This is a genomic window from Candidatus Dechloromonas phosphoritropha (assembly GCA_016722705.1).
Taxonomy (GTDB): Bacteria; Pseudomonadota; Gammaproteobacteria; order Burkholderiales; family Rhodocyclaceae; genus Azonexus; species Azonexus phosphoritrophus.
The window spans coordinates 621,479-645,868 of sequence record JADKGN010000001.1; the positions used below are offsets into that span (position 1 = coordinate 621,479).

Sequence of the window (24,390 nt, forward strand, 5' to 3'; positions counted from 1 at the left end):
GGTGCGGCCATCACCAGCACTGGGTGAATCAAGATTTCTCCGCTGGACAATGCCGTGCCCGACGAGGCCGAGGCCCTTATGCAGCAGGCGTACAGCCTGCTGCCGCACCTGAAGATCACCGAACTGCTGCTGGAAGTCGATGGCTGGACCGGCTTCAGCCGCCACTTCAAGCACCTCAAGAGCGGCGCGGCAGCCGAAGACCAGCACCTGCTGCTGACGACCATTCTCGCCGATGCCATCAATCTCGGCCTCTCCAAGATGGCGGAGTCCTGCCCCGGTGTGACCTACGCCAAGCTGACGTGGTTGCAGGCGTGGCACATCCGCGACGAAACCTATTCGGCGGGTTTAGCCGAGCTGGTCAACAGCCAGTTTCGCCAACCCTTCGCCGCCTACTGGGGCGAAGGCACCACGTCGTCATCGGACAGCCAGAACTTCAAGGCCGGCGGCCGTGGCCAAGCTGCCGGCCAGGTAAATCTGAAGTATGGTCAGGAACCGGGCGTGCAGTTCTACACCCACATCTCCGACCAGTACGCGCCGTTCCACACCAAGGTCATCAACGCCACGGTGCGCGACGCCACCCACGTCCTGGACGGGCTGCTACACCACGGAATCCGACCTGCGCATCGATGAGCACTACACCGACACGGCGGGCTTCACCGATCACCTGTTCGCACTGATGCACCTTCTGGGCTTCCACTTCGCGCCGCGCATCCGCGATCTGGCCGACAAGCGCCTGTATATCCACGGCGGCGCCAAACAGTACCCGACGCTCGCCGGCCTGATCGGCGGCAACGTCAACGTGAAGCACATTCGCGCCCATTGGGACGAAATCCTGCGATTGGCCGCCTCGATCAAGCAGGGCACGGTGACGGCCTCGCTGATGCTGCGCAAGCTCGGCAGCTAGGACTGGAGACAGCTTTGCCGATACGGGCGACCTGTTCGTACAGGAGATTTTTGAGTGTTCGGTTATTCATGCCGTTGTTCTAACGACTGTACGAATGTTTGGCAAGATGCGGCACTGTTACCGGCTTAACGTGCTTTATTTTCCGTTTTCTGAGACGACCCCCTCGTAGGCGCGCAGCAACGCCTATCCCGGCTCTTCTGGCAGTTGTCGAGACTCCTGTGGGTACCTGAACCAGCCGTGATGCTCGGCCTCGATGAGTCCCCGCTCAATCCTTCTGCGCAATTCCCGCTGGCAGCGCCACCTTGGCGATCCGTTTCGCCAGGGTGTAGATCCTGCGCATGTGATCAACAAAAGACATCTGCAGGCGTACCAGATCGAGGTAGTCTGGATCATCGGCCCGGAGCAGTGTCGCTTTTCTTTCCAGCAAGCGCTCGCTCAGATCACGGAAATGAGTTTTCATGATCATCACCGATTCAGCCGCTGTCTGATCATTGTCGCGAATGGCCTTTACCGCCAGTTCCACGGATTCCACGGTCGACAAATAGAGGTCCCACAGCAGTGCCTGCGTCTCGCTTCCAGAGGTAGATTTTATCTTGGCTCGCTTGTGGGCCAGGGCGACGATGTCGGTCTCGATGACGTCGGCCAGACTTTCGATGTTGTCTGTCGCGACCATCAACTGCTGCATTTCCGCGCTTTCATCTTCCGTCAGGTGGCCGACGCGAATCCTGGCCAGATAGCGGAGAATTTCCGCCTCGAGGATATCAACCTGGTCATCACGACGGGCGATGCTCTCAATGCGCTCAAGGTCACCCTCCTTGAGGGCTGGTCCCACATCCTTCAGCATGCCGAGCGTGATCTCGCCAACCCGTCCCAGTTCCAGACGGACCGCCTGCAGCGCCACCGATGGTGCCGCGAGGGCTGCCTCATCAAGGTAGCGCGGCTGGACGATCACTCCCAGCGGCAGTTTTCGGTCCGGTACCAGCCGCTCGGCGGCCTTGGCGAACCAGCCGGTGAAGCCGATGAAGAGCACGGTGTTGAGCACGTTGAACAGGGTGTTCGCGTTGGCAATCTGTCGCGGCACTTCGGCCGCCGCCCTGGCTGCCCCTTGCAGCTCCGGGCTGGCTGGGGAAACCCAGACCGCCAGGTCCACCAACAGCCAGATCACCGGCAGCCAGATCAGGGTGCCAAGGACATTGAAGGCAACATGCACCACCGACGCACGCGTCGCCTCTGCCGACTTGCTGCTCAAAATACCCATGAAAGCCGTTGTCACGGCGGTGCCGATGTTGGCGCCAAGTGCCAGCGCGATTCCGGCCGGCAGTGCCAGTAGGCCTTCGCTGGCCATGGCGATGGCAATGCCGACCGTGGCAGCCGAGGACTGCACTATGGCGGTGAACAGCGCGCCGGCGGCGATACCTGCGAGCGGGTTTTCGAGTCCTTTCAGGATTGCCAGGAAAGGCTCGTAGGTGCGCAGCGGTGTCATCCCGCTACTCATCAGACCCATGCCATAGAACACCAGTCCGATACCCATGAGCATCATGCCGTAGTACTTCACTTTCTCGCGCTTGGCGCTGAACATCATGAAGAAGCCGATGGCGATCGGGGCGAGCGAATAGGCGGACAGGTTGAAGGCCAGCAGCTGTGCGGTCACGGTGCTGCCGATGTTGGCGCCCATGATCACCCCGACCGATTGCCCCAGAGTCATGAAACCGGCGCTGATGAAGCCGACGACCAGCAGCGTGGTGACCGTCGAGGAATTGAGCACACCGGTGACGAATGCACCGGTCAGGGCACCGGTAAAACGATTGGTCGTGAGCTTTGCGAGCACCATCTTCAAGGCCTGTCCGGCGGCTTTCTTCATGCCTTCCGACAACAACTGCAGGCCGCCGAGAAACAGCGCCAGTCCACCGAAAAGACCTAGCAACAACTGCACCCAGTCCGGCGACGCCGGGTTGACGTCCACCTCTACGGCAAACGCTGAAAAGGCGATCGCCAGCAGCAGCACCGGCAGAGCGATACGCAGCAGCTGGAAACCGAGGCTCTGGAAGGCATGGGCTTCAATGGGCAATGATCTCATCGCTATCCTTTGCATTCACTCGGTGGCGGGGAAACAAGACTCACAAAAGACACACAAACCTTGCCGCGGGCGCAAGAGTGCTCCGTGGCAGCATGGAACATCCAGTGGCGGTGTCAAGAGTATAGGGGCCTGAGATGCAGTGGAACAATTATGGAAAGCTTTCCATAACTGTTCCATTGCTCCCAGAACCCCAAATTTCGCAAACCGATTAAATCAGCGCTTCCTTAAGGCTAGATCGTCAGCAGCGCATATCCAGCGCAGACGGTTCCCAGTAGTGCAAAGCCGTAGGAAAAAAACTTGACCACGCTCACCGCGTGCACGCCAAAATCGTGCAGCAGGATGGCGATACGATGCATCGCATGCCACAAGAACAACGACACCACAGCGAACAAAACAATCTTGCCCACCCAGTTCTGCGCAAACGCCAGCATGTGTCCATAGCTCATCGTGTCGGGCCCGAAGAGCAGTCCGAACGGCACCGCGATGCCGGTGATGATAACCAGCGCCGGACCGATCAGCGCTGCCAGCATTCCACCGGCGCCGAACAGCGACCAGAGGATCGGTTCGTTGGAGCGCTTCATGGATTCATCCTCCACACGAGCGAAAGCACCGCCAGACATGCGACCACCGCCGCAGCGATTCCGGTTCCGGTGATCACCCCCGGCTGCACCTGCTTGCCGCCGACGAACATCACCGGCATGGTTAAGGGCATGGTTTTGAACCAACTCCAGGTGTGATAGATCAAGGTTGCCAGCACGACCAGGTGAAACACTAGCGACAGCGGGCTTTGCAGAGCCTGCAGCCAGCCGTCGAACGCGGCTTCGCCCTGACTGAGCCGCACCAGCCCGACAAGCAGCACCACCGCATAGGCGACGACGAACACCGCCGTGACTTCACGTACCATGTAGTGCATGTAATACGTATTTCGCCACCACCACCCATCCATTGGCCGGACATAGGGATGCCGATTGCTCATTTGTATGCCTCCTTCGCTATCAGTCATTGGTTGCTCCCTGTTTTTTACCTTCCACCTCGGCCTGCACGCCGGCGGCGCCGTAGGCGCGCGTGCCCGGCCTGGACTTGGTAATTTTCACGTCGCCGTACGCGATGCGCGACGGACCGTCACCGGTGTAGAAAGCCAGCGTGTGCTTGAGGTAGTTGACATCATCGCGCTTTTCGAAACCGTCCAGGCGCTGATGCGAGCCGCGCGATTCCTTGCGGTGGATCGCGGATTGAACGATCGCTTCTGCCACATCGAGCAGATAGCCGAGCTCGATCGCGAGCAGCCAATCGGTGTTGTAGACCTTGGACTTGTCGTCGACCTTCAGATTCTTGTAGCGCTGCCTGAGCTCGCCAATCTTGTCGCAGGTTGCCTGCATGCTCGTCGCGCGGCGATAGATGCCGCAGCCGCTTTCCATGCTCTTGGCCATCTCGTTGCGCAATACTGCGATCTTCTCCGTGCCGTCGGGCCTGTTGACGATGCTCAGGGTGCGGGCCTGCACCGCTTCGGCCTGTTTTTCCAGCGCGCCCGGATTGTCGATCGTCACCGACTTGGCGAAATTGGCTGCCTCGACGCCTGCGACTTTGCCGAAGACAATGATTTCGGTCAGGGAATTCGATCCGAGCCGGTTGGCGCCGTGGATGCCGATGCTCGAGCATTCGCCGACCGAATACAGGCCCGGCAGCGAGGAAGCGGTCTTGCCATCGGCCAAGATGCCGCCCATGGTGTAGTGCACTCCGGGCAGCACCGGGATGCACTCGCGCGCCGGATCGATGCCCATGAATTCTTGGGCCAGTTCGTAGATTTGCGGCAGGCGCTCGCGCAGCTTCGCTTCTCCCAGGTGGCGCAGATCCAGGTTCACCACCGAGCCGAACTTGCCTTCGATGGTTCTGCCGTTTTGCTGTTCATGCCAGAACGCCTGGCTCAGGCGGTCGCGGGGGCCGAGTTCCATGAACTTGTTGCGTGGCTTGTCTTCAGCCGGCCCCAGACCATAATCCTGCAGGTAGCGGTAGCCGTCCTTGTTCAGCAGGAATCCGCCTTCGCCGCGGCAAGCCTCGGTGAACAACAGACCGGTGCGCGGCATGCAGGTCGGGTGATATTGCATGAATTCCATGTCGCGCAGCGGCACGCCGTGGCGGTAGGCAAGCGCCATGCCGTCGCCGGTGACGATGCCACCGTTGGTGTTCTCGCGGAACACGCGCCCGGTGCCGCCAGTGGCGATAATCACCGCTTTCGCCTCGATCAGCCGGAACTCGCCAGTGGCAATTTCAATTACCACTGCGCCCTGGCAGCGCCCATCCTCGACCACCAGGTCGACGCAGAAATGCTCGTCGAAGCGCTTGATCGACGGGTATTTGATCGAAGTCTGGAAAAGCGCGTGCAGCATGTGAAAGCCGGTTTTGTCGGCGGCAAACCAGGTACGCTCGATCTTCATGCCACCGAAAGCGCGCACGTTGACATGTCCGTCTTCGGTGCGGTTCCACGGGCAGCCCCAGTGCTCCATCTGCACCAGTTCTTCGTGCGCGTGGGCGACGAAATACTCGACGACGTCCTGCTCACACAGCCAGTCGCCCCCTCCCACCGTGTCGTTGAAATGGTACTCCAGGTCGTCGTCAGACCGCGTCACTGCGGCGGCCCCGCCCTCTGCCGCCACGGTATGGCTGCGCATCGGGTAGACCTTGGAGATCAGCGCGATTTTCAGTTTCGGGTCAGTTTCGGCAACAGCGATTGCCGCCCGTAATCCGCCGCCGCCCGCTCCCACGATTGCCACATCAGCCTTGAATACTTCCACTGTCTACCTCCATTAATCCGGAGAAAAATAGTCCAAGCTGCTCTTGATCTTGTACATATTGATCGCCTTGGCTGGATCGACTTGTTTCGGACAGACCACGGAGCAATAGCCTATGGCGGTACAGCCCCATACCCCATCCGCTTCGTTTACCGATTCCATGCGCTGTTCGCGACCACCGTCACGGGAATCGTCGTTGTACCGATGCAAAATGGCCATGTGTCCGGAGCCGATGAATTTCTCATTCATCCCGTACTGCGGACAGGCGGCATAGCAGAGCATGCAGTTGATGCACCCGCTGAATTGATGGTAGCGATCCAGTTGTTGCGGCGTCTGCAGATACTCTCCCTGATCTAGCCCACGCGGTTCTTTCGGGATGAGGTAAGGCTTGATGCCTTCGAGCCTTTTTACATACCCCTCGACCCCCACCACAAGGTCGCGCTCGATCGGAAAGTGCGCGAGCGCCTCGATCCGCACCTTGCCCGGATGGCAGTCGCGCAGAAAAGTCCGGCAAGCGAGCTTGGGCACTCCATCGATCATCATGCCGCAGCTACCGCAAATCGCCATCCGGCACGACCAGCGAAAGCTGAGGGTTTCGTCCAGATCGTCCTTTATATATTGCAGCCCCTGCAGCACCGACCAGTCGTCGCTGTACGCTACTTTGTAGGTCTGGGAGAAGGGTTTCTCGTCCTGTTCCGGAAGGTAACGCAGGACTTCAATATCGATTGTTTTGTTGCTTTCAGTCATTTTGATATACCTCTGGCGTTTGTGCTATTTCCTCTGGATGAGAACAGGATCTGTCGGAGCAGTTACGCGAAGCGCTGCGAGGGCCGTGTTCTTGCTCATACAGTAGAAGGCGGCGTTTTGGCGCCCATAATCGCCGTTTGTCGCAAGCCAGCAGCGCAATTGTAGGCACGAGGCGATGAATTTCAGGCGGTATTCGGCAAGCTGTGCAAAATGCCTCCGATTAAGCACCGCCCTGCGATAAATCGCAAAGGTGCGCCGAACCCAGATGCCGGCAGCGGCCAACCCATCGCGTGGCAGGGGGAACTCGATACGCGACACCTCGGCACACCGCGCGGATCGTCCGTCGTCGGCACTCGCGGCGTTATTTTTCATGTGTGTTTGCCGACTTGCACCAGTCCGCGAGACATTGCGCGCCGCAGAAGTGATACACGTAATCGGCGCCCTCGAAGTTGAACGCCACGGTTGTGGGAATTTCCCTGTGACAGAGGTCGCAATGAAGCGGAGCGGCCAGAGCTTTGAGTTCCGAGGCTTCGTCGTCACCAATGGCGCAGCCGGAAATTTCGCCGTGTGCCAGTTTGCGTTCCCTTGATGGATCTCCTGCATCGGCTGTATGCACCGGCGGCAGCGAGGCCGGTTCGTGCGTAGCAAGCGAGCGCGGCATTGCAGCGACCGGATCGCTGGCCGGGACTGTTTCGGCGAGCCCTTGATCAAGCAGCGACTTGTCGTGTTCGACACCCTCCAGTGGTGACGGCTCGGCTGAAGTGTGTCTGGGTACGTTCGTCGGAGGAGCGGAAGCAAAGTACGGATGTTTGGTCATGGTTAGTCTCCGTTGGGCGAGGAAAACTGCTGTAATTGCAATCGCGGAGCGCCTTCACTTCTGATTCATGACATCGATGGCGAGATTCGAATGGGCGACAGCGCCGCCGGCTCGCATTTCGGCGGCGACCCAGATCGCTTCCATCACCTCCTGCTGACTGGCCCCCTACTGCAGCGCAAGCGCGGTATGGCCGCGGATGCAATACGGACATTGAGTGACGTGTGCCACGGCGACGGCGATCAATTGTTTGGTTTTTTCCGGAAGGGCGCCATCGGCGAACACGCGTTCACTGAACGCGTGAAAAGCCGCATAGGTGTCGGGGGCAAGTTCCTTTTGCTTCAGGTGGATCTCGCGTAATGGATGGGGATACATAAATTGATCCATGGCGTACTCTCTGTTGGTTGATAATTCTGCTGTGCTTAAGTAGCGCGGGGGCCGAATATCTTCATACCAGATCACTCCAGCCTTGTTCCCGCACGTCGCCCATGCCTCGAGTAAGACCTATGTCGCCGCATGTTGGCCGATCCAGCGGCTGAAGGCTTGCAGGAATTTCCCCAAAAAATCACAGGTTGAGCCGTTGACCAGGTCTCCTTTGTCGTTGAACAGGCTCACCGCGTTGCCGATGTAGGCTTCCGGCTGCGCCATGGTCGGGACGTTGAGGAATACCAGCGACTGACGCAGATGGTGATTGGCGCCGAACGCCCCGATGGCGCCTGGTGAGAGGCTGATGATTGCGCCAGGCTTACCGTTCCACACACTCTTCCCGGAAGGACGCGAGCCGATGTCGATCGCATTCTTCAACACACCAGGGACCGAGCGGTTGTACTCTGGCGTCACGAACAGTACCGCGTCGGCCACCTCGATCCGCCCCTTGAATTTGCGTACCGCATGAGGTGGATCGACTTCGAAATCCTGGTTGTACAGCGGCAGATCGCCGATCTCGACAATCTCGAGCTTAAGCTCCACCGGCGCGAGAGCAATCAGCGCATTCGCCAGTTTGCGGTTAAGCGAATCCTTGCGCAGGCTGCCGACCAGTACTGCCACATCACGATTCGTGTTCATCATGCTCCTCGCTATTCGTTGTGGTTGACCTTGTGGCCGGCCTTGTAACCCAACATGTCGAAAAAAACATGCATTCCGACCCGGTCCGCTAGCGCACCACGGCGACGGCGCGCTTGCATACGTTCTCTACAGTAAAGCCATACTCACGTAGCAGGAGATTGTCAGGTGCCGAAGCGATCGACGCACAGCACGTCGCCGCGATCACCGATGTAGCGATGCCGCCCCTGCGATACGCCCGCTTCCACCGCGAGGCGTGCGCTGATCGAAGGTGGCAGCACTGCGTGGCGGTATTCTCGCGGCTGGGCATCGAACAACTCCCAACTCGGCATCGAGACAATGCGCGCCTGAATTCCCTGCGTCAGGAGATTCTGCGCCGCCGCGATGATCAATGCAACCTTCGAGCCGGTTGCGATCAGGATCAGGTCAGGCTTGCCGTCCAGCGCATCGGCCAACACGTAGGCGCCGCGCCGCAGGCCATCTGCCGCCGCAAAATGGGAACGGTCGAGCGTTGGCACATTTTGCCGCGTCAATATCAAGGCAACCCGCTGGTCTCGCGTTTCCAGCGCGACGCGCCAGGCGATGCGGTCTCGTTGGCATCACAGGGGCGGATGACGATGAGACGTGGAACCGAACGCAGGCCAGCGAGCTGTTCGATCGGCTGGTGCGTGGAACCGTCCTCGCCCAAGGCAATGCTGTCGTGAGTGAATACATAAACGACGTGCAGTCCCATTAGCGCGGCGAGGCGGATCGGCGGCCGCATGTAATCGGAGAACACCAAAAATGTCGCGCCGAACGGCACCGTTCCACCATGCGCAACCAAGCCATTCAGGATCGCGTCCATCGCATGCTCGCGCACGCCGAAGTGCAGATTGCGGCCACCATAGCTCCAGCCGCCGCCTTCCGAGCCTTGTCGATCATGGATGCTCGCGCCGGGTGGCTCGAAATCCCCCGGCCCTGCCAGCGCGGCCTGTGGCCAGAGATCTCCGAGGGATGCGTTCATTCATGCGTTTTAGAAAGGCAACTCCGCCTGAATACGGGTAGTACCGGTTTCGACTTCTGCGAGTGGGATCAGGCCGCTCGCTCTGATCCCGAGCAGGCGAATTTTCTGGTCCAGCGGAACGCGCTTCAGACACTCCCCAGCCGCCTTCCGGATCAGGACGCCATCACTGACACCGGCGGGCAAGGTGACATCGCGGGTGACCGCATGAAAATCCGCGTAACGCAATTTGATGCCTACCGTCCGGGTGACGTACCCCTTGCCTTTGAGGTCATCGGCAACGCGCATGCACAGCCATGTAAAAGCATCGGTGAGCGCCGTCCTGTCCTGCTGGGCATGGAGATCGTGCTCAAAGGTTGTTTCCCGACTGATCGATTTGGGTTCCGATTCGGTGATCACCGGACGCTCATCCAGCCCATTTGCCACTCGGTGGAGCCATGCTCCGGTGGATGCCCCGAATTTCGCCACTAGGAACGCAGTCGGCATCGCTGCTAGTTCGCCGATGGTATTGATGCCAAGCCGGGTCAGTTTCTCCGTCGCCTTGGGTCCAATGCCAATAATTTTCCTCGCCGGCAATGGCCAGATCCGGGTCGCAACGTCGTCCATGCCGAGGCAATCCTCTTGACTTAGCGGTCTGTCATCTAATTTTGGCAACTTTGCCATCTGGCCGCGCCAAGATATAATCGAGCATGTAACCAATTGATATAAATAGGCGTTATATGACGGCCTAAATATGCCAATATCGTTTCACGGCTAACGGACTACATTCATGGCGCCAATTTCCTTGCCGCCGCCCGCCGCGAGCCTCGGTTTTTCACCCGAAACCGTGAATTGCCATTCACGAATCTGATCGCTTTCCTGCTCACCGGCATTCGCGGCGCAGTTCAGGCGGAGCTTGATTCCTGCTTTGCCCTGCTTGCCGGAAGAACCCGCCTTTGTCGGGCGATCACGGCCAGTGCCTTCTCAAAGGCGCGCAGCCATCTGGTCGCCAATCTCTTTGAGCCGCTCAATACAGAATTGCTGCGCCTGGTCGATGAGGTCGTTCCGCAGCAGCCGGACTGGCAAGGCTTGCGGGTCTTGGCGGCGGATGCATCGAAGGTACGTCTGACCTTGCTTGACCTGGAAGGGCGCCGCCATATTCGAGAAGCGGCCATCTTCGGTTTGTTTCGGCCAGGGATCGAATTGTTCGACTCGCTGATTTTGCACAGTTCGCTGGTCGGCGAACGTCAGATGTTGTTTGAGCGGCTTGACCGACTCGGTGCTCAGGACATGCTGGTGCTTGATCGCGGGTATCCGGGTGCCTGGTTGGTCGCGGCGCTGTTGCATCGAGGTATCCCCTTTTGCATACGCTGTGATTCGTCCGCTTCCTTTTCTGCCATCACCCAGTTCATGCGATCCGGAGAAGATGAGGCGCAGGTGACATTGCCGCCACCGCATCGTCAGGATGCCATTGATTACGAGTGTCCGCGTCTGCCTTCTATGGTTCGCCTGATTCGTCAGGTGACGCCGACTGGCAAGGTACGGGTCTTGATGACCTCCTTGCTTGATACCGCGCGGTATCCGGCCACAAGCTTCTCAGCCCTTTATCACAGCCGTTGGCGTATCGAGGAGGCGTTCAAGCGCATCAAACACCGGCTCAATCTGGAGCACACGTCCGGCCTGACTTGGCTGGCCGCCTGCCAGGATGTTGGGGCCAAGATGGTGTGTGACAATCTCAATGCCCTGGCCACCTACCTGGCTGCGGAAGAGCGGCTGCCCAGCGATTCGCCATGGCGAGTGAATCGGACGATGGCCTTCAATACCGTACGTCGTATCTTGCCCCGAGTCTTGGCGGGTGTGCAGCAAATCACCACCCGAGTTACCAAGGAAATCTTCTCGGAAATCGTCAAAAACCTTCAGAAATTTATCCCTGATCGTGCTCGACCTCGGCCAAACCAGCGAAAGCCTCACCTGTCCTTTGCTTACAAACCCGCCGTATGACTATGGACTAAGTTGAGAGGATTGCATGCCGAGGACGGTCAGACCATTGGGCTTGTCCAGATCGGAACCGATCTTGGACAGCAGTTTATTTGGCGTCACGGCAATGGAACAACTCAGACCCGTGGCATCGAACACAACCTTCTTGATCCGTTGTGCAAGGCTAATGGTCTCCTCGTCAATGTCACTGAGATCGATGTAGATTTCATCAATGCCGCGATCTTCGATCTTCGGTGCAATAGTTGCGACAGCCACCTTGAACAGGCGCGAGTAATGGCGATAGGCATCGAAACTGGCCGGCAGGAGAATGGCATTTGGCGCAAGTTGGGCGGACTTCATCAACCCCATACCCGAGAAGACACCCAGCGTACGGGCTTCATAGGTTGACGTGGTAATGACGCCGCGCCCGACGTAATCGCGCAGCCGGGAGTATCGCCAGGTCCCGTCGTTTTGCTTGACTGGATGGTGCATGCTGCGACCACCGACCACCACAGCCTGCCCGCAGAGTTCCGGATAGCGCAGCAGTTCGACGGAGGCAAAGAAGGCATCCATGTCGAGGTGGGCAATACGTTGCGGACTGTTCATATTTACAGTATATCGGAACGACAGCGAATGTTCCTGTCTGCTGCGTGATTATCCCCAGAATCTGTGGATAAGCCTGGGGCTTTGCTCGGGGCAGTATTTCCAGCGCACTGAATCTGCGTGACTTTTGTGAATCGCCTGGAGATTGATCACCCTCAAGCTGCGGCATTGGCCAATCCCTCCTGCCACGGTGATATCTTCACCTGCACGACCTGGAGTCTCAATCTGCGCCAACGACAAGCAACGAGATATCCCAAAGCTCAGGCTCATCTGGGGGTCGTCTCACCCCCTACGTCAGAATAGTTGTCGCCTCGATAGAATCTCCCCCTGGGGCGGCGACAAAGGATGGAAATGGCAAGGTATTCAGAGAAGTTCAAAGGTAGAGCGGTAGCACGATTGTTGGCGCCGGAAAATGCAGCAATAGATGTGGTGGCCCGTGAAGTAGGCATTGGTTCGGGAACCCTTGAGCGTTGGCGAGATGACGCGCAGTCCATGCCCGCCCGAGGGCGGGCATGGACTGTGGCGGCGCGCCTGGAGGCGGTGATCGTCACTGCGGCGCTGGACGAAACCAGCAAAAGCGCGTGGTGTCGAGAGCACGGCGTTTATCCGGACGAGCTGATCAAATGGTGGGCCAGCGCCACGACAGCGTTGGCCGAACCGGAAGAAGTCAGAGCCAGCCCGCAAGCAACCCGACAAGACCGCAAACGCATCAAGGAACTCGAACGCGAATTGCTACGCAAGGACCGGGCACTCGCTGAAACCGCTGCCCTGCTGGTTCTCTCAAAAAAAGTCGCGGCGATCTTCAACAAAGGCGAGGCCGAATGATCGGCCTTGAAGATCGCCAAGCCTTGGCCCAAGACATCCATGCCGCCCATGTCGCCGGTGCTCGGCTCAGGCTTGCCTGCGAGGTAGCCGGCATCGAGTTGCGCACCTTGCAACGCTGGAAAGCCATTGAGGGCGGCATCTGCGCAGATCGCCGGCCCTTGTCCATGCGCCCGACGCCCAGGCACGCGCTCAGTGAGGCCGAACGCACGCAGGTGCTTGCCGTGGCCAACGAGCCACGCTTTGCGGCCGTGCCGCCAGCGCGCATGGTGCCGATGCTGGCTGATGAAGGGATTTACCTGGCCAGCGAATCCACCTTCAGCCGAGTGCTGCGTGAGCACGGTCAAACCACCCTCCGAGGACGGGCCAAGGCGCCCAGGCAACAGCGAGTGCCGACCACGCACATTGCCACCACGCCGCGCCAGGTGTGGTGCTGGGACATGACTTATCTGCCAGGCAAGGTTAAGGGGCACTGGTTTCACCTTTATCTCATCCTCGACCTGTATAGCCGCAAGATTGTCGGCTGGGAGGTGCACGGCAGCGATCACGCCGACCATGCCGCGCATCTGGTGCGCCGTACGGCGCTCGCCGAGGGGATTGCCGCACTCGCGACCAAGCCTGTTCTGCACGGCGACAACGGCTCGACGCTCAAGGCCACGACGGTGCTGGCGATGCTCAACTGGCTGGGAGTCAGGCCCTCGTATTCTCGACCCCGAGTCAGTGATGACAATGCTTACGCGGAATCGCTGTTTCGGACGGCCAAATACCGCCCTGAGTTTCCTGCTAACGGCTTTGCCGAGCTCAACGACGCCAGGACCTGGGCAGTCAGCTTCGTGCACTGGTACAACGTCGAGCATCGGCACAGTGGCATTCGTTATGTCAGCCCAGCCCAGCGCCATGCCGGCGAGGATCTCGCCATTCTCGCGGCCCGACATGCCGTCTATACCTCAGCGCGTGATCTCAACCCGGCGCGCTGGACTGGGTCAGACACGAAATTGGACGCCGGTCGGTGTAGTGACCCTCAATCCAGAACGCGATTGCATCGCCAACGCGCATCTGGAAGACAAGCTTATTCCGCCATTGGCTGCATGACCGAGGCGACAACTATCTTGACGCGCGCCGGGTTCGCCCTATTATTCGCCAATTGTGATTGAGCAAGCCGGCCCACAGGTCTACATTGAGCAAAACTCCCTTCCCAGCCAACCTGTGCCTGCTGCCGGACCAGCCCCGGCCCTTCAGACCGGCTACTGGTATTACTGTCGTGCTTCGAAGGGTTACTATCCTTACGTCAAGGATTGTCGCGTGGGATGGGAGAAGGTTTCGCCGCTGCCTCCGGACCAACCTTGAGCCGGCGATTGCTCACACACCCCGACACAGCCTGTTGCAAGCCGTTACTTGAGTTGCGGAGAGTTGGCCGGTATCTTGCTTCGGGAGCGTTGTTTCGTCTTTTCAGAGCATAGGGATCACAGTACGCTTGCGCCCCAGGCTCGGTTATTGTGTCCTTTTAAGGATTCGATATTTCTAACAACGCGCCGACTAATAATCCCGTTTTTCGTCCAACCGAAGGAGTGCCATGAACAAGTTCATAAATATCGCCGCCGCACTGGTCATTTCAATGCCTTTGCTTGCCCAAGCCCAGAACGCACCGCAAGCCGGGGCAATCGTCGTGAGTGCTCCAGGCGAAGCCGCCGTCGCACATTCCATCCAAGTTCAGGGCAAGGTCAAGTCGATCGACAAGAAAAGCCGCACAGTCGTTATCGTCGGTGCACAAGGCAACGAGGTATCGATGACCGTGGGCGAGGACGCCCGGAACTTCAAGCAACTGCGTGTCGGCGATCTGGCCACGCTGACCTATGTTCAGGCACTTGCTCTTGAATTGCTAAAGGTTGACAACAAAGTCGTCAGCGAACGCGTCGAATCGGAGCAAACCGTCCGCACGAAGTTGGGCGAAAAGCCGGGCGGCGTCGTCCAACGCACAATCCGCGCTGTTGCCGACGTTGTGGCCGTCGACCAAAAGGCAGAAACCATCACCCTGCGTGGTCCGAAGCAAACGCTTGAACTGGCGGTCAACAATCCGGCACAACTGAAGGAAATCAAGGTTGGCAATCAGGTTGAGGTCGTGTATGTCGAGGCCATTGGGCTTGAGGTGACTGCCGCCAAGAAATAGAAGTAAACGGTAGATCAATCCGGCGAGTTGCGAGAAGTCAGGGTTCAAGTTGCAGACTGTTTTTGCTGCACACATCTTGACACACCCTGTTGCCAGCCGTTACTTGAGTTGCGTGGGTTCGACCGGTATCTTGAACTCAAGCGCTGAACCCCCAACAGCGTTGGCGGCCCACTTCCCTCCCCCTCCCAACCCAGGTCGCCTGAAAGCCTCGCACTTCCCCCGGTGCGGGGCTTTCGTCATTTTAGGCTGACTCATGAAGACTACCGAGCATCAGCATCACCAAACAGGTAGATTTTTTCCAAGAATAGAGCCGGCCCCGGAATTTCGGACAGAGGGATAAGTGATAGCCTTGCTCAATCGCAGGCCGCGTAGCGGCCGAAATGAGGAGCAAGAAGATGACGAGAAGGAAGCGGCGGAATCACTCGCCGGAGTTCAAGGCGAAGGTGGCGATGGCGGCCATCAAGGGCGACAAGACGCTGGCCGAGATGGCGCAGCAGTTCGATGTTCACCCCAACCAGATTACCGACTGGAAGACACAGTTGATGGAGCGTTCGTCAGTCGTGTTTGGCGACACGACCGCCAAGGAGAAAGGCCCGGACATTCTGGCCATGGAAGCAAAGATTGGTCGCCTGAGTCTGGAAAATGATTTTTTAGAAGGCGCGCTCACCAAGGCGGGACTGCTGAGCGCAAGACGATGATTGACCGCAGCCACACCCTGCCGGTAGTCCGGCAATGCCGGATTCTCGGGCTTGCCCGGTCGACCGCCTACTACACCCCGGAACCTGTCTCGTCCGCCGATCTGGCGCTGATGCGCCGCATCGATGAATTGCATCTGGAGCACCCGTTCGCTGGCAGCCGGATGCTGCGCGATCTGCTGCGCCTGGAAGGCCATACGATCGGACGCAAGCATGTGCGGACATTGATGCGGAAGATGGGCGTTGAAGCGCTCTATCGGAAGCCGAACCTCTCCAAACGGCATGATGCCCACCTGATCCATCCCTATCTGCTCAGGGACCTGGTCATCGACCGCCCCAATCAGGTTTGGGCCACCGACATCACGTACATTCCGATGCGCCGGGGCTTCGTCTATCTGGTCGCCGTTATCGACTGGTGCAGCCGGAAAGTCCTCTCCTGGCGGTTATCCAACACGCTGACCACGGATTTCTGTCTGGAGGCGGTCAGCGAAGCCATCTTGCATTTCGGCAAGCCGGATATTGCAGTGGCTCCGGTCCCTTGGACAGTCACCGGGGTGGAATAAGCTAAGGCCGGTGGTTGGGAGATGGTTTTGACGTTCCCGGATTTTAAACGGATAGTGGTAGGCGCTGTGGAGCTTGTGGGCAGCCGCCGACCTGTGGGCAAGCGGTGGGAACCGCGGCAACGCGGTTAGGCGGGGATCGGCGCAGCCGACTGTCCACAAATCCACGGTGCAGGGTGCTTTTCGCCTTTCACGCCGCCAGAGCTTGCGCCGCGGCCAGCGCGCCGAAGTAGGCATCGTCCGGTGTTTGCCACGCGAGCGACTGGTGGGGCCGTCGGCGGTTGTACCAGTCGAAGCATTCGGCCAAGCTACGCTTTTGCTCAATGCCGTTTGCCGCCGGGCGCAGATAGACCCACTCGTGTTTCACGGTCCACCACAGGCGTTCGACGAAGATGTTGTCGTAGCAGCGTCCACGTCCGTCCATGCTGATCTGGATTTTGTGGGCCTTGAGCACGCCCGTGAATTCCTCGCTGGTGAATTGACTGCCCTGGTCGGTGTTGAAGATCGTGGGCTGGCCGTATCGGGCAATCGCTTCCTTGAGCGCTTCGACACAGAAGTCCGCCGTCAGCGTGTTGGACAGCCGCCAGGCCAGCACCCGTCTTGTCGCCCAGTCCAGGATGGCGGCGAGGTACAGAAAGCCTCGCTGCATCGGGATGTAGGTGATGTCGGTGGCCCAGACCTGATTAGGCTGGTCAATGCTCATGTCCCGCAGAAGGTAGGGGTAGATCTTGTGCTCGGGATGGGGCCGACTGGTGTCGGACTTCGGGGTGACCGCCCACAGGCCGAGCTTCTTCATCAGCCGACGAATACGCCGACGTCCGACCAGAACGCCTTCGCGCTTGAGCATCGCCTGGAGTCGCCGGCTACCGTACATCGGATTCTCGGTGAAGAGCTCGTCCAGTCGCTTGAGCAGATCAAGTTCCTCGTTCGACTCGGGTTTGGGGTGGTAATAGACGCTGCTACGGGAAACCCCGAGCAGCTTGGCTTGCCGGGCAATGGACAGTTCCGCGTTCGGCTTGATCATCGTGCGCCTTTCATCAGGCGGGAGATGGCGGGCTGTCCGACCAGAAAATCCCGTTCGACCTGGAGTTGCCCAATCTTGCGATGCAGATCGTCGATCACCTTCTGTGGGTCGGCAGCATTCTTGTTGCCGCGCTCAAAGAGCTCGTCGGCACGCTTCACCAATTCCTGCTTCCAGGTGCTGATCATCGTCGGATGAACCCCATATTCCGATGCTAGATCCGCCAGGGTCTTGTCCCCAGCCAGCGCCGCCATCGCCACTTGCGCCTTGAACTTCGCGCCGTGCTGCTTGCGTTTCACGCTCATGTTTCACGTTCCTTTCGTTCGGTCGGCTTTAGCTTATCCGACTGTCCGAAAAACCGTGACCGCCGCAACGGCAGTTGTCCTCTCGAAACGTGACATCGAGCACCCAATGCAGGCTGTTCTCGATACCTCAATGACTGCGTGCTGCGTTGGCAAAAGACGCTGCGGTGGTGACGCCCTTGCTGCCGATGTAGAAGGCGCGCTCCTTGGAAAGCGTGCCGTTGATGTCCCGCTGTCGCTCGATCATGCCGACGCCAGCGAGTTTTGGCCAGTGTGTCTGGAACTTCTTGTCCAGCCAGGACAGGTTCGTGACCCACATCGCCCGTCGGGCTTCGATGCGGCCATGGTTCTTCTCGACAGATTGGAATCGATCAACCGGCAGCGTGCCGAAGCCGGCTGTCTCGCCATCAGAAAAGAACTCTCGCAAGGCATTCGCCAAGGTTTCCTGATTATCCTTGACGGCCAGCAGATAATCCCCGCTCTGGTCGAGAATCTTTCGGGCAATCTCGGTCTGGCAACCGATGGCATCAATCGTCACGATGCATCCCTTGAGGGTCAGTGTGTCGAGCAGCGCCTTGATGGCGGGTATCTCGTTGCCCTTGCCACGGGTATGATCCTGGGCCAGACACAAGCCGCTGGCAGTGGCGTAAGCGCTGATCGTGTGCAGCGCGCTGTTATGGCCATCCCGGGAACCACAGGCGGTCTTGCCGTCGATGGCGACTACCCCCGCCACAACGCCGATGAGGCCACTGATCCATTCACGGAAACAGGTCTCGAATACTTGGGCATCCAGCAGGCGGAATACCCGGCCAAAAGTGTCATGGGACGGTGTGCCGTGCTCAAGAACCAGGTGCTGCTTCAGCCAAGCCTCGTTGTCCTCGACCCATTCGGCGACATCCACCCAACTATCCGCTCCGCACAACACTGCGCACAGCGCCATCAGGATCATTTCCGTCAGATCGTGCCGCTGCGCAGGCCCGGTGCGAGGATCATCCAGACCAACAAATACTTCCGTCAGTGTCATTTCCATTCCCGACAAAAGTCGAGAGTAGACCTGATTCCGACCGAGTCCACAAGCCCCCGTCATAACTCACTGATAGTAAACAACTCTCCAGCAGGGTTTACGATATCTGCGTATGCAATAGCCCTGTGATGGTGACGGTCTGCAACCTGCCCGCCTGCCGCTGTGCTATAACTGACGCCGATGCACATTCCGATGGCACCGAAGACATCATCACCCGCCTCGGCAATCGGGTGTTGCACTACACCCCGCGAATCACTTCAGCGTCCACCTTCCTCAATGCACTACCCGAGTTCGTTGCACAATTCGCAGACTGCGGCCTAGTGCTATATCAGGCCGGCACTGATCAATATATCGACGATCCACTTGGCGCCGGCACAATGACCAGCGAGCAGATGACCCTGCGCGACCGGATCGTGTTCAGCGGCTTGCGTGATATTGGCGTCCCGTTTGCGTGGAACTTGGCCGGCAGCTACCAGCGGGGTCGGGCATTGCTCGACATCCATGACGCGACGATGATCGAATGCGCGAGGGCCTGGCTATGATCATGTTCCCGCCAAGCGGCGAGCAGCTTGTCGCAAGACTCGACATCCTCGACGAAATTCAGACGCTTTGCGACGAGTGCTCGAAGCACGCCTGCCAGCATTATCGCGACTTCGGCAAGGTTGTTCTGGCCGGCTGTTATAAGCTCGGCGAACCGAAGTCCGCTATGTCCGCTTTGCAACAGATTTGCATGCTTGAGCGCTACCGGCATCGCCTATAAGTTGAATTGTCGAACCCCGAAAATGGGGAGCTCCAAATTGTGTGAGCTCTGGCGATGGTTGGAAGAGAGTGCCCGGCTGCGCGTGCTGCTCGCCTGCGGGATTTCGGTTGATCTCGCTCGCGTCGTTGAGGTCAAGTGGAAATTGGAACAGGCATTGCGAGGCAGGGCCTCCGCACTCGGAATGAATAATTCCATTTGTCATTATCTCCCTGAAAAAGTCGTTAACATTCAGCACGTTACGCCATCATCTTGTAAACCCATCGGAAATCACGTCTACTCTCGTCTTTTGGGTGCCCCCAATGAGCGCGACGAAAGGTCTGGTTTTGATGGAATGCTTGAACGAAATCGATGATCCCCGGAAGGCCAGCAATGGGACGCGGCATGACTTTCGGGAGATGCTCGTGATGGCGATCGCCGGTGTTCTCTCGGATTGCGACAGTGTGGAAGACGTTGCTGCCTGGGCGCAATCGCGTGAGCAGTGGTTGCGTCGGTTTCTGGTGCTGAAAAATGGCGTGCCGTCCGAAGACACCTTTCTGCGACTCTTTCGCCTGCTTGATCCTGGGCAATTCGAAGCCAGCTTCCGGCGCTGGGTGACTCAGGCCGTACCGACGTTGGCAGGAACGATTGCGGTCGACGGCAAAACGGTGCGTGGATCGGGCAATGGTGGCGAAGACGCCATTCACCTGGTTAGCGCCTTCGCCACCGAACTGGGCATTGCCCTGGGTCAGGAGAAGGTCTGCGGCAAGAGCAACGAAATCACCGCCATTCCCGAATTGCTTGAAGCGCTTGCGATCGACGGCTTTCTGGTCAGTATCGATGCCATGGGCTGCCAGCGCGCCATTGCCCGAAAGATCATTGACAAAAAAGCGGATTACCTGCTCGCCGTCAAAGGCAATCAACCCAAGCTGTTCAACGCGATCCAGGGCGCTTTCATTGATCGTCGAGAGACAGCGGGGCGAAACGAACACGTCGAGAAATCGCATGGCCGCGTGGTGGCGCAAATCGCGTCGATCCTGCCAGCGGAAGGCGTCGTGGTGTTGGCTGACTGGCCGGAGTGCGCCGTCATTGGCCGCATTGACTCGGTACGTCAGGTCACCGGCAAGGCGGCGACGCTGGAGCAACGGTATTACATTGCCTCGCGGGCTTTGACGCCTGAGCAACTGGCCCAAGCGGCCCGTAGCCATTGGGGAATCGAGAACCAACTTCATTGGATGCTTGATGTCACGATGGGCGAGGACGGCAGTACGGTGCGTGAAGACCATGCGCCACAAAACCTCTCCCTGCTCAAGAAGATCGTCCTCAATCTCATTCGCCTGGATAAGACCGACAAAAAGAAATGCAGCTTGCGCTTGAAGCGCAAGCGGGCGGCCTGGGATGATGAGGTACGCATGAATATGTTGGGGTTTCAGGCATTATGATGTTCGAGTGCGGAGGCCCTGTATTGCGAGGTGACATTTGAGACGATTTCCGCCTGGTTTCCGTACAGGCCATCATCCCGACATCGAGCAACACCCGAAACCCTTGCCACACAAGGCTTTGCGTGGTGGGCGGTACTGGGATCGAACCAGTGACCCCTGCCGTGTGAAGGCAGTGCTCTACCCCTGAGCTAACCGCCCCGTTGGGAAGCTCGCATTTAACCATAAGTCCTAGAGCCGGTCAAACGCCGGTCGGATAGAATACGGCCCCTTGCCTATCCACGGATTCCGCACGCCATGAAGCCCGTCCGCACCCGTTTCGCGCCCAGCCCAACCGGCTACCTGCACATTGGCGGCGCCCGCACCGCCCTCTTCTCGTGGGCGTTCGCTCGCCGCCATGGCGGCACCTTCATACTGCGCGTCGAGGATACCGATGTGGCGCGTTCGACGCCCGAGGCGGTGCAGGCCATTCTCGACGGCATGGCCTGGCTGAGTCTGGAACATGACGAAGGGCCGTTCTACCAGATGCAGCGGATGGATCGCTACAAGGCTGTGATCCAGCAGATGCTGGCCACCGGCACTGCTTATCGCTGCTACACGACGCGCGAGGAACTGGATGCACTGCGCGCCGAGCAGGAAGCGCGCAAGGAAAAGCCGCGCTACGATGGCCGCTGGCGTCCGGAACCAGGCAAGACCCCTCCTCCCCCGCCAAACGACGTACCGGCGGTCGTGCGCTTTCGCAACCCGAAGGGTGGGGTGGTCGCCTGGGACGATCAGGTCAAGGGGCGCATCGAATTCGCCAATGGCGAACTCGACGATCTGATCATCGCCCGCGCCGACGGCACGCCGACCTACAATTTCTGCGTCTGCGTCGATGACTGGGACATGGGCATCACCCACGTCATCCGCGGCGACGACCACGTCAATAACACTCCACGCCAGATCAATATCCTGCAGGCGCTCGGTGCCGAGTTACCGCAATATGCCCATCTGTCGATGATTCTCGGCGAAGATGGCACCAAGCTGTCGAAGCGCCATGGTGCAGTGTCCGTGATGCAATACGATGAGGACGGTTTTCTGCCGGAAGCGGTCATCAATTACCTCGCCCGTCTCGGCTGGTCGCACGGCGACGACGAGATCTTCTCGCGCCAGCAGTTCGTCGAATGGTTCGACCTCGACCACATCACCGCCTCGGCCGCGCAATTCAATACCGAAAAACTGCTGTGGTTGAACCAGTATTACATGAAACAGCTGCCGCTCGCCGATCTCACTGAAAGAGTCCGGGCCCGCCTGACCGCCCGCGGCGTCGACACCGAGGCGGGGCCAGACCTGGAACGAGCGGTCGCCTTGTACGTCGACCGCAGTAACTCGTTGAATGTGCTTGCCGACGAAGTTGCGATCTTCTACGTCGAGGTATCACCCTCAACCGAACTGCTGGCGCAGCATCTGACTGATGATGCGCGCCCGGCGCTGACCGATTTTGCCGAAGGCATCGCTACGGTCGACTGGGAAATTCCGCAAATAAACGCGTTGATCAAGGAGACGGCGACCAGGCACGGCCTCAAGATGCCGAAGCTGGCCATGCCGCTGCGCGTGATCCTGACCGGCCAGGGGCAGACCCCATCGGTCGATGCGGTCATCGCACTGATCGGCCGCTGCACAGTATTGGAGAAGCTGGCCGGGCTGAAAAGGTAAATATTGCTGGACAAGTATTTACAAGCTTGGACCGAGTCCATATAATTCGCGCTCTTTCACGGTACCGGGGGTATAGCTCAGCTGGGAGAGCGCTTGCATGGCATGCAAGAGGTCAGCGGTTCGATCCCGCTTACCTCCACCAGGCAAACGTGAAGGAACGTTGTTAGTCCGGGTCCCCATCGTCTAGAGGCCTAGGACACCGCCCTTTCACGGCGGTAACCGGGGTTCGAATCCCCGTGGGGACGCCAAGCTTTCGGCGCGGAGTGGTAGTTCAGTTGGTTAGAATACCGGCCTGTCACGCCGGGGGTCGCGGGTTCGAGTCCCGTCCACTCCGCCAACAAATACAAAAAAACCGGCCTTGGCCGGTTTTTTTGTTTCCCCTGTTGAATACATGGATATTTCTGACTCGGAGGATTATACTTCTGCCTCCCGACCAACCCCGTTCCGAGGCAGGAGTCTTGCCCTATGCATGATCGCAACGTTCTGTCGCTGGTCAAAGGTTTCACCGGTTTCGCACTGATTTCCCTTACGTCCCTCGTTGCCGCCCCGGTTCTTGCCGACGGCGACAGCCAAACTCTGCTCCTGTCCATGCTGGCCCCTTCGAACGCCGCGAGCATCGACAACGCCCTGACGGTTCACGAAGTGCACCCAGCAACGGCAGTGGCTCGCACGGTCGACCTGACCATCCAGCCCGACGATCTCTGGGTTCGTCTGCGCCACGGTTTTGCGATGACCAACCTGGATGATGACTTGACGCTCCACTATCAACAGTGGTACCAGAACCGGCCCGATGCGCTGCGCCGGATGGTCGAGCGCAGCCGGCCCTATCTGCATTACATCGTCGAGGAACTGGAAGCCCGCGGCATGCCGACCGAAATCGCGCTGTTGCCGATGGTCGAGAGCTCCTTCAACCCGATGGCCTATTCGCGTTCCCATGCCTCGGGGCTCTGGCAGTTCATCCCGGCCACCGGCAAGCGTTTCAACCTCGAGCAGACGTGGTGGCAAGATCAGCGCCGCGACATCGTTGCCTCGACCGACGCCGCGCTCGAATACCTGCAGGCCATCTACGAAATGCACGGCGACTGGCACCTTGCCCTGGCCTCCTACAACTGGGGCGAAGGTGCGGTCAAGCGGGCCATCGAGAAAAACCAGGCCAAGGGCCTGCCGACCGACTACGTCAGCCTGACGATGCCAAACGAAACGCGGCATTACGTCCCGAAGCTTCAGGCGCTCAAGAACATCTTCAGCAACCCGGTCCTGATGATCCAACTCGGCCTCCCGGAGATCATTAATCGCCCTTATTTTGCAACCGTCGGAACGTCCCGGCCGATGGATGTCAAGACCGCCGCCCGCCTCGCCAACATGCCGATCGATGAATTCCTGGCGCTGAATCCATCGCACAATCGCCCGGTAATGAAGGCAGATACGCCGGTCGTCCTGCCGGCCGAGAAGCTCGCCACTTTCCAGCGCAATCTCGAAAAGACCGACGAACCACTGACCGAATGGCAGGCCTACACGCTGAAGTCCGGCGAAAAGCTGGACCAGGTCGCGCCGCGTTTCGGTATTGCGCTGGCCGACCTGCAACGCGCCAACGGCTTAAAGGGCAATATCAAGCTGGCTGGCGGCTCCACCCTGCTCGTCCCGGCCGGCAAAGGTGCCGACGATCTGGACAGCATGGGTGCGGAGCCAAGCCTTCCGCAAATTGTCGAGCCCGAACCGCCGCCCGTTAAGGCCCCGGTGGCATTCACGCCTGCAACACGGCCGGGCAAGCCTGACAAGGCGTCCAACAGCAAGGCAGCCGATACCAAGGTTGCCACCAGGGACAACAAGAAAGATAGCGGCAAGCTGGCCGCTGCCAATACCGCAAAAGTGCCTAAAGCAGCCGCCACCGACAAGCCCAAGGTCTCCACCGCAAAACCGGCAGCCCCGGTGCAGGCCACCAAGGTCGCCAAATCGGGCAACGGCCGGCGTAGCTGA

General features: G+C 59.0%; 18 protein-coding genes, 4 tRNA genes and 5 pseudogenes. 13 read left to right on the plus strand and 14 right to left on the minus strand.

What is annotated here, in order from left to right:
• The first annotated feature begins 3 nt into the window (after positions 1-3).
• Positions 4-901: pseudogene (locus tag IPP03_03115) on the plus strand (Tn3 family transposase).
• Between the two features lie 268 nt (positions 902-1,169).
• Here IPP03_03115 and IPP03_03120 read toward each other — a convergent pair.
• The 10 genes and pseudogenes from IPP03_03120 to IPP03_03165 all read right to left on the minus strand — a co-directional run bounded on the left by IPP03_03120 (position 1,170) and on the right by IPP03_03165 (position 10,056).
• Positions 1,170-2,981: a Na/Pi cotransporter family protein gene (locus IPP03_03120; GenBank protein MBL0351709.1), complete on the minus strand. Its 1,812-nt coding sequence runs from the start codon at positions 2,979-2,981 to the stop codon at positions 1,170-1,172.
• Between the two features lie 230 nt (positions 2,982-3,211).
• The gene (gene frdD, locus IPP03_03125; GenBank protein ID MBL0351710.1) at positions 3,212-3,562 is read right to left on the minus strand and encodes a fumarate reductase subunit FrdD; all 351 of its coding nucleotides are present in this window, start codon (positions 3,560-3,562) and stop codon (positions 3,212-3,214) included.
• Positions 3,559-3,957, minus strand: coding sequence for a fumarate reductase subunit C (locus tag IPP03_03130; protein MBL0351711.1), 399 nt, complete (start codon positions 3,955-3,957; stop codon positions 3,559-3,561). Before IPP03_03130 ends, frdD begins: the two co-directional genes overlap by 4 nt.
• A gap of 19 nt (positions 3,958-3,976) precedes the next feature.
• The gene (frdA, locus tag IPP03_03135) at positions 3,977-5,773 is read right to left on the minus strand and encodes a fumarate reductase (quinol) flavoprotein subunit (protein ID MBL0351712.1); all 1,797 of its coding nucleotides are present in this window, start codon (positions 5,771-5,773) and stop codon (positions 3,977-3,979) included.
• A gap of 12 nt (positions 5,774-5,785) precedes the next feature.
• Positions 5,786-6,517 (minus strand): succinate dehydrogenase/fumarate reductase iron-sulfur subunit, encoded by a 732-nt coding sequence (locus tag IPP03_03140; GenBank protein ID MBL0351713.1) that lies wholly within the window; start codon positions 6,515-6,517, stop codon positions 5,786-5,788.
• 361 nt (positions 6,518-6,878) lie between these two features.
• Complete coding sequence (locus tag IPP03_03145) at positions 6,879-7,178, minus strand: DUF3330 domain-containing protein (GenBank protein ID MBL0351714.1); 300 nt, start codon at positions 7,176-7,178, stop codon at positions 6,879-6,881.
• 210 nt (positions 7,179-7,388) lie between these two features.
• A pseudogene (locus tag IPP03_03150) lies at positions 7,389-7,718 on the minus strand (carboxymuconolactone decarboxylase family protein).
• A 117-nt stretch (positions 7,719-7,835) separates the two neighbouring features.
• A complete protein-coding gene (locus IPP03_03155) occupies positions 7,836-8,396 on the minus strand; it encodes an NAD(P)H-dependent oxidoreductase (GenBank protein MBL0351715.1) in 561 nt (186 codons plus the stop codon).
• 88 nt (positions 8,397-8,484) lie between these two features.
• Positions 8,485-9,396: pseudogene (locus IPP03_03160) on the minus strand (hypothetical protein).
• Between the two features lie 9 nt (positions 9,397-9,405).
• On the minus strand, positions 9,406-10,056 hold the full coding sequence (locus IPP03_03165) for a hypothetical protein (protein MBL0351716.1): 651 nt from the start codon (positions 10,054-10,056) through the stop codon (positions 9,406-9,408).
• A 102-nt stretch (positions 10,057-10,158) separates the two neighbouring features.
• Here IPP03_03165 and IPP03_03170 point away from each other — a divergent pair, with 102 nt between their 5' ends.
• Positions 10,159-11,373 carry an IS4 family transposase gene (locus IPP03_03170; protein MBL0351717.1) on the plus strand — a complete coding sequence of 405 codons (1,215 nt, stop codon included), beginning with the start codon at positions 10,159-10,161 and terminating at the stop codon, positions 11,371-11,373.
• Here the strand turns inward: IPP03_03170 and IPP03_03175 are convergent, their stop codons facing one another.
• On the minus strand, positions 11,374-11,955 hold the full coding sequence (locus IPP03_03175; protein ID MBL0351718.1) for a hypothetical protein: 582 nt from the start codon (positions 11,953-11,955) through the stop codon (positions 11,374-11,376).
• A 348-nt stretch (positions 11,956-12,303) separates the two neighbouring features.
• Here IPP03_03175 and IPP03_03180 point away from each other — a divergent pair.
• From IPP03_03180 to IPP03_03190, 3 genes and pseudogenes are all read left to right on the plus strand, one after another.
• Positions 12,304-13,866: pseudogene (locus IPP03_03180) on the plus strand (IS3 family transposase).
• A 481-nt stretch (positions 13,867-14,347) separates the two neighbouring features.
• The gene (locus tag IPP03_03185; protein ID MBL0351719.1) at positions 14,348-14,941 is read left to right on the plus strand and encodes a hypothetical protein; all 594 of its coding nucleotides are present in this window, start codon (positions 14,348-14,350) and stop codon (positions 14,939-14,941) included.
• A gap of 395 nt (positions 14,942-15,336) precedes the next feature.
• Positions 15,337-16,157 (plus strand): annotated as a pseudogene (locus IPP03_03190) (IS3 family transposase).
• 229 nt (positions 16,158-16,386) lie between these two features.
• Here the strand turns inward: IPP03_03190 and IPP03_03195 are convergent.
• Both IPP03_03195 and IPP03_03200 read right to left on the minus strand, forming a co-directional pair.
• Positions 16,387-17,522, minus strand: a protein-coding gene (locus tag IPP03_03195; GenBank protein MBL0351720.1) for an IS3 family transposase whose coding sequence is annotated in 2 segments (ribosomal slippage) — positions 16,387-17,261 and positions 17,261-17,522 — 1,137 coding nt in all. Because the reading frame shifts where the segments join, the coding sequence is not laid out codon by codon here.
• Between the two features lie 127 nt (positions 17,523-17,649).
• Positions 17,650-18,543 (minus strand): ISAs1 family transposase, encoded by an 894-nt coding sequence (locus tag IPP03_03200; GenBank protein MBL0351721.1) that lies wholly within the window; start codon positions 18,541-18,543, stop codon positions 17,650-17,652.
• A gap of 131 nt (positions 18,544-18,674) precedes the next feature.
• On the opposite strand from IPP03_03200, the gene IPP03_03205 reads away from it, so the two are divergent.
• The 3 genes from IPP03_03205 (at position 18,675) to IPP03_03215 (ending at position 20,721) form a co-directional block, all read left to right on the plus strand.
• Positions 18,675-19,085, plus strand: a complete 411-nt coding sequence (locus IPP03_03205) for a hypothetical protein (protein ID MBL0351722.1) — start codon at positions 18,675-18,677, stop codon at positions 19,083-19,085.
• The gene (locus IPP03_03210) at positions 19,064-19,303 is read left to right on the plus strand and encodes a hypothetical protein (protein ID MBL0351723.1); all 240 of its coding nucleotides are present in this window, start codon (positions 19,064-19,066) and stop codon (positions 19,301-19,303) included. Before IPP03_03205 ends, IPP03_03210 begins: the two co-directional genes overlap by 22 nt.
• Before the next feature lie 326 nt (positions 19,304-19,629).
• Positions 19,630-20,721 (plus strand): ISAs1 family transposase, encoded by a 1,092-nt coding sequence (locus tag IPP03_03215; GenBank protein ID MBL0351724.1) that lies wholly within the window; start codon positions 19,630-19,632, stop codon positions 20,719-20,721.
• Between the two features lie 123 nt (positions 20,722-20,844).
• Here the strand turns inward: IPP03_03215 and IPP03_03220 are convergent.
• Positions 20,845-20,919 (minus strand) — tRNA-Val (locus tag IPP03_03220).
• Positions 20,920-21,015: 96 nt separating this feature from the next.
• Here IPP03_03220 and gltX point away from each other — a divergent pair.
• The 5 genes from gltX (at position 21,016) to IPP03_03245 (ending at position 24,390) form a co-directional block, all read left to right on the plus strand.
• On the plus strand, positions 21,016-22,413 hold the full coding sequence (gene gltX, locus IPP03_03225) for a glutamate--tRNA ligase (GenBank protein MBL0351725.1): 1,398 nt from the start codon (positions 21,016-21,018) through the stop codon (positions 22,411-22,413).
• Positions 22,414-22,479: 66 nt separating this feature from the next.
• Positions 22,480-22,555 (plus strand) — tRNA-Ala (locus IPP03_03230).
• 30 nt (positions 22,556-22,585) lie between these two features.
• A tRNA-Glu gene (locus IPP03_03235) sits at positions 22,586-22,661 on the plus strand.
• A gap of 12 nt (positions 22,662-22,673) precedes the next feature.
• A tRNA-Asp gene (locus IPP03_03240) sits at positions 22,674-22,750 on the plus strand.
• A 128-nt stretch (positions 22,751-22,878) separates the two neighbouring features.
• Positions 22,879-24,390 carry a transglycosylase SLT domain-containing protein gene (locus IPP03_03245; protein ID MBL0351726.1) on the plus strand — a complete coding sequence of 504 codons (1,512 nt, stop codon included), beginning with the start codon at positions 22,879-22,881 and terminating at the stop codon, positions 24,388-24,390.

Bases quoted from the DNA above. Each gene is read 5' to 3' on its own strand.
- IPP03_03200 (MBL0351721.1), bottom strand. From the start codon at position 18,543: ATGACACTGACGGAAGTATTTGTTGGTCTGGATGATCCTCGCACCGGG.
- IPP03_03175 (MBL0351718.1), bottom strand. From the start codon at position 11,955: ATGAACAGTCCGCAACGTATTGCCCACCTCGACATGGATGCCTTCTTT.
- IPP03_03215 (MBL0351724.1), top strand. From the start codon at position 19,630: ATGGAATGCTTGAACGAAATCGATGATCCCCGGAAGGCCAGCAATGGG.
- IPP03_03140 (MBL0351713.1), bottom strand. From the start codon at position 6,517: ATGACTGAAAGCAACAAAACAATCGATATTGAAGTCCTGCGTTACCTT.
- IPP03_03185 (MBL0351719.1), top strand. From the start codon at position 14,348: ATGAACAAGTTCATAAATATCGCCGCCGCACTGGTCATTTCAATGCCT.
- IPP03_03145 (MBL0351714.1), bottom strand. From the start codon at position 7,178: ATGCCGCGCTCGCTTGCTACGCACGAACCGGCCTCGCTGCCGCCGGTG.
- IPP03_03120 (MBL0351709.1), bottom strand. From the start codon at position 2,981: ATGAGATCATTGCCCATTGAAGCCCATGCCTTCCAGAGCCTCGGTTTC.
- IPP03_03155 (MBL0351715.1), bottom strand. From the start codon at position 8,396: ATGAACACGAATCGTGATGTGGCAGTACTGGTCGGCAGCCTGCGCAAG.
- IPP03_03210 (MBL0351723.1), top strand. From the start codon at position 19,064: ATGCGCGAGGGCCTGGCTATGATCATGTTCCCGCCAAGCGGCGAGCAG.
- gltX (MBL0351725.1), top strand. From the start codon at position 21,016: ATGAAGCCCGTCCGCACCCGTTTCGCGCCCAGCCCAACCGGCTACCTG.
- IPP03_03130 (MBL0351711.1), bottom strand. From the start codon at position 3,957: ATGAGCAATCGGCATCCCTATGTCCGGCCAATGGATGGGTGGTGGTGG.
- frdD (MBL0351710.1), bottom strand. From the start codon at position 3,562: ATGAAGCGCTCCAACGAACCGATCCTCTGGTCGCTGTTCGGCGCCGGT.
- IPP03_03245 (MBL0351726.1), top strand. From the start codon at position 22,879: ATGCATGATCGCAACGTTCTGTCGCTGGTCAAAGGTTTCACCGGTTTC.
- IPP03_03165 (MBL0351716.1), bottom strand. From the start codon at position 10,056: ATGGCAAAGTTGCCAAAATTAGATGACAGACCGCTAAGTCAAGAGGAT.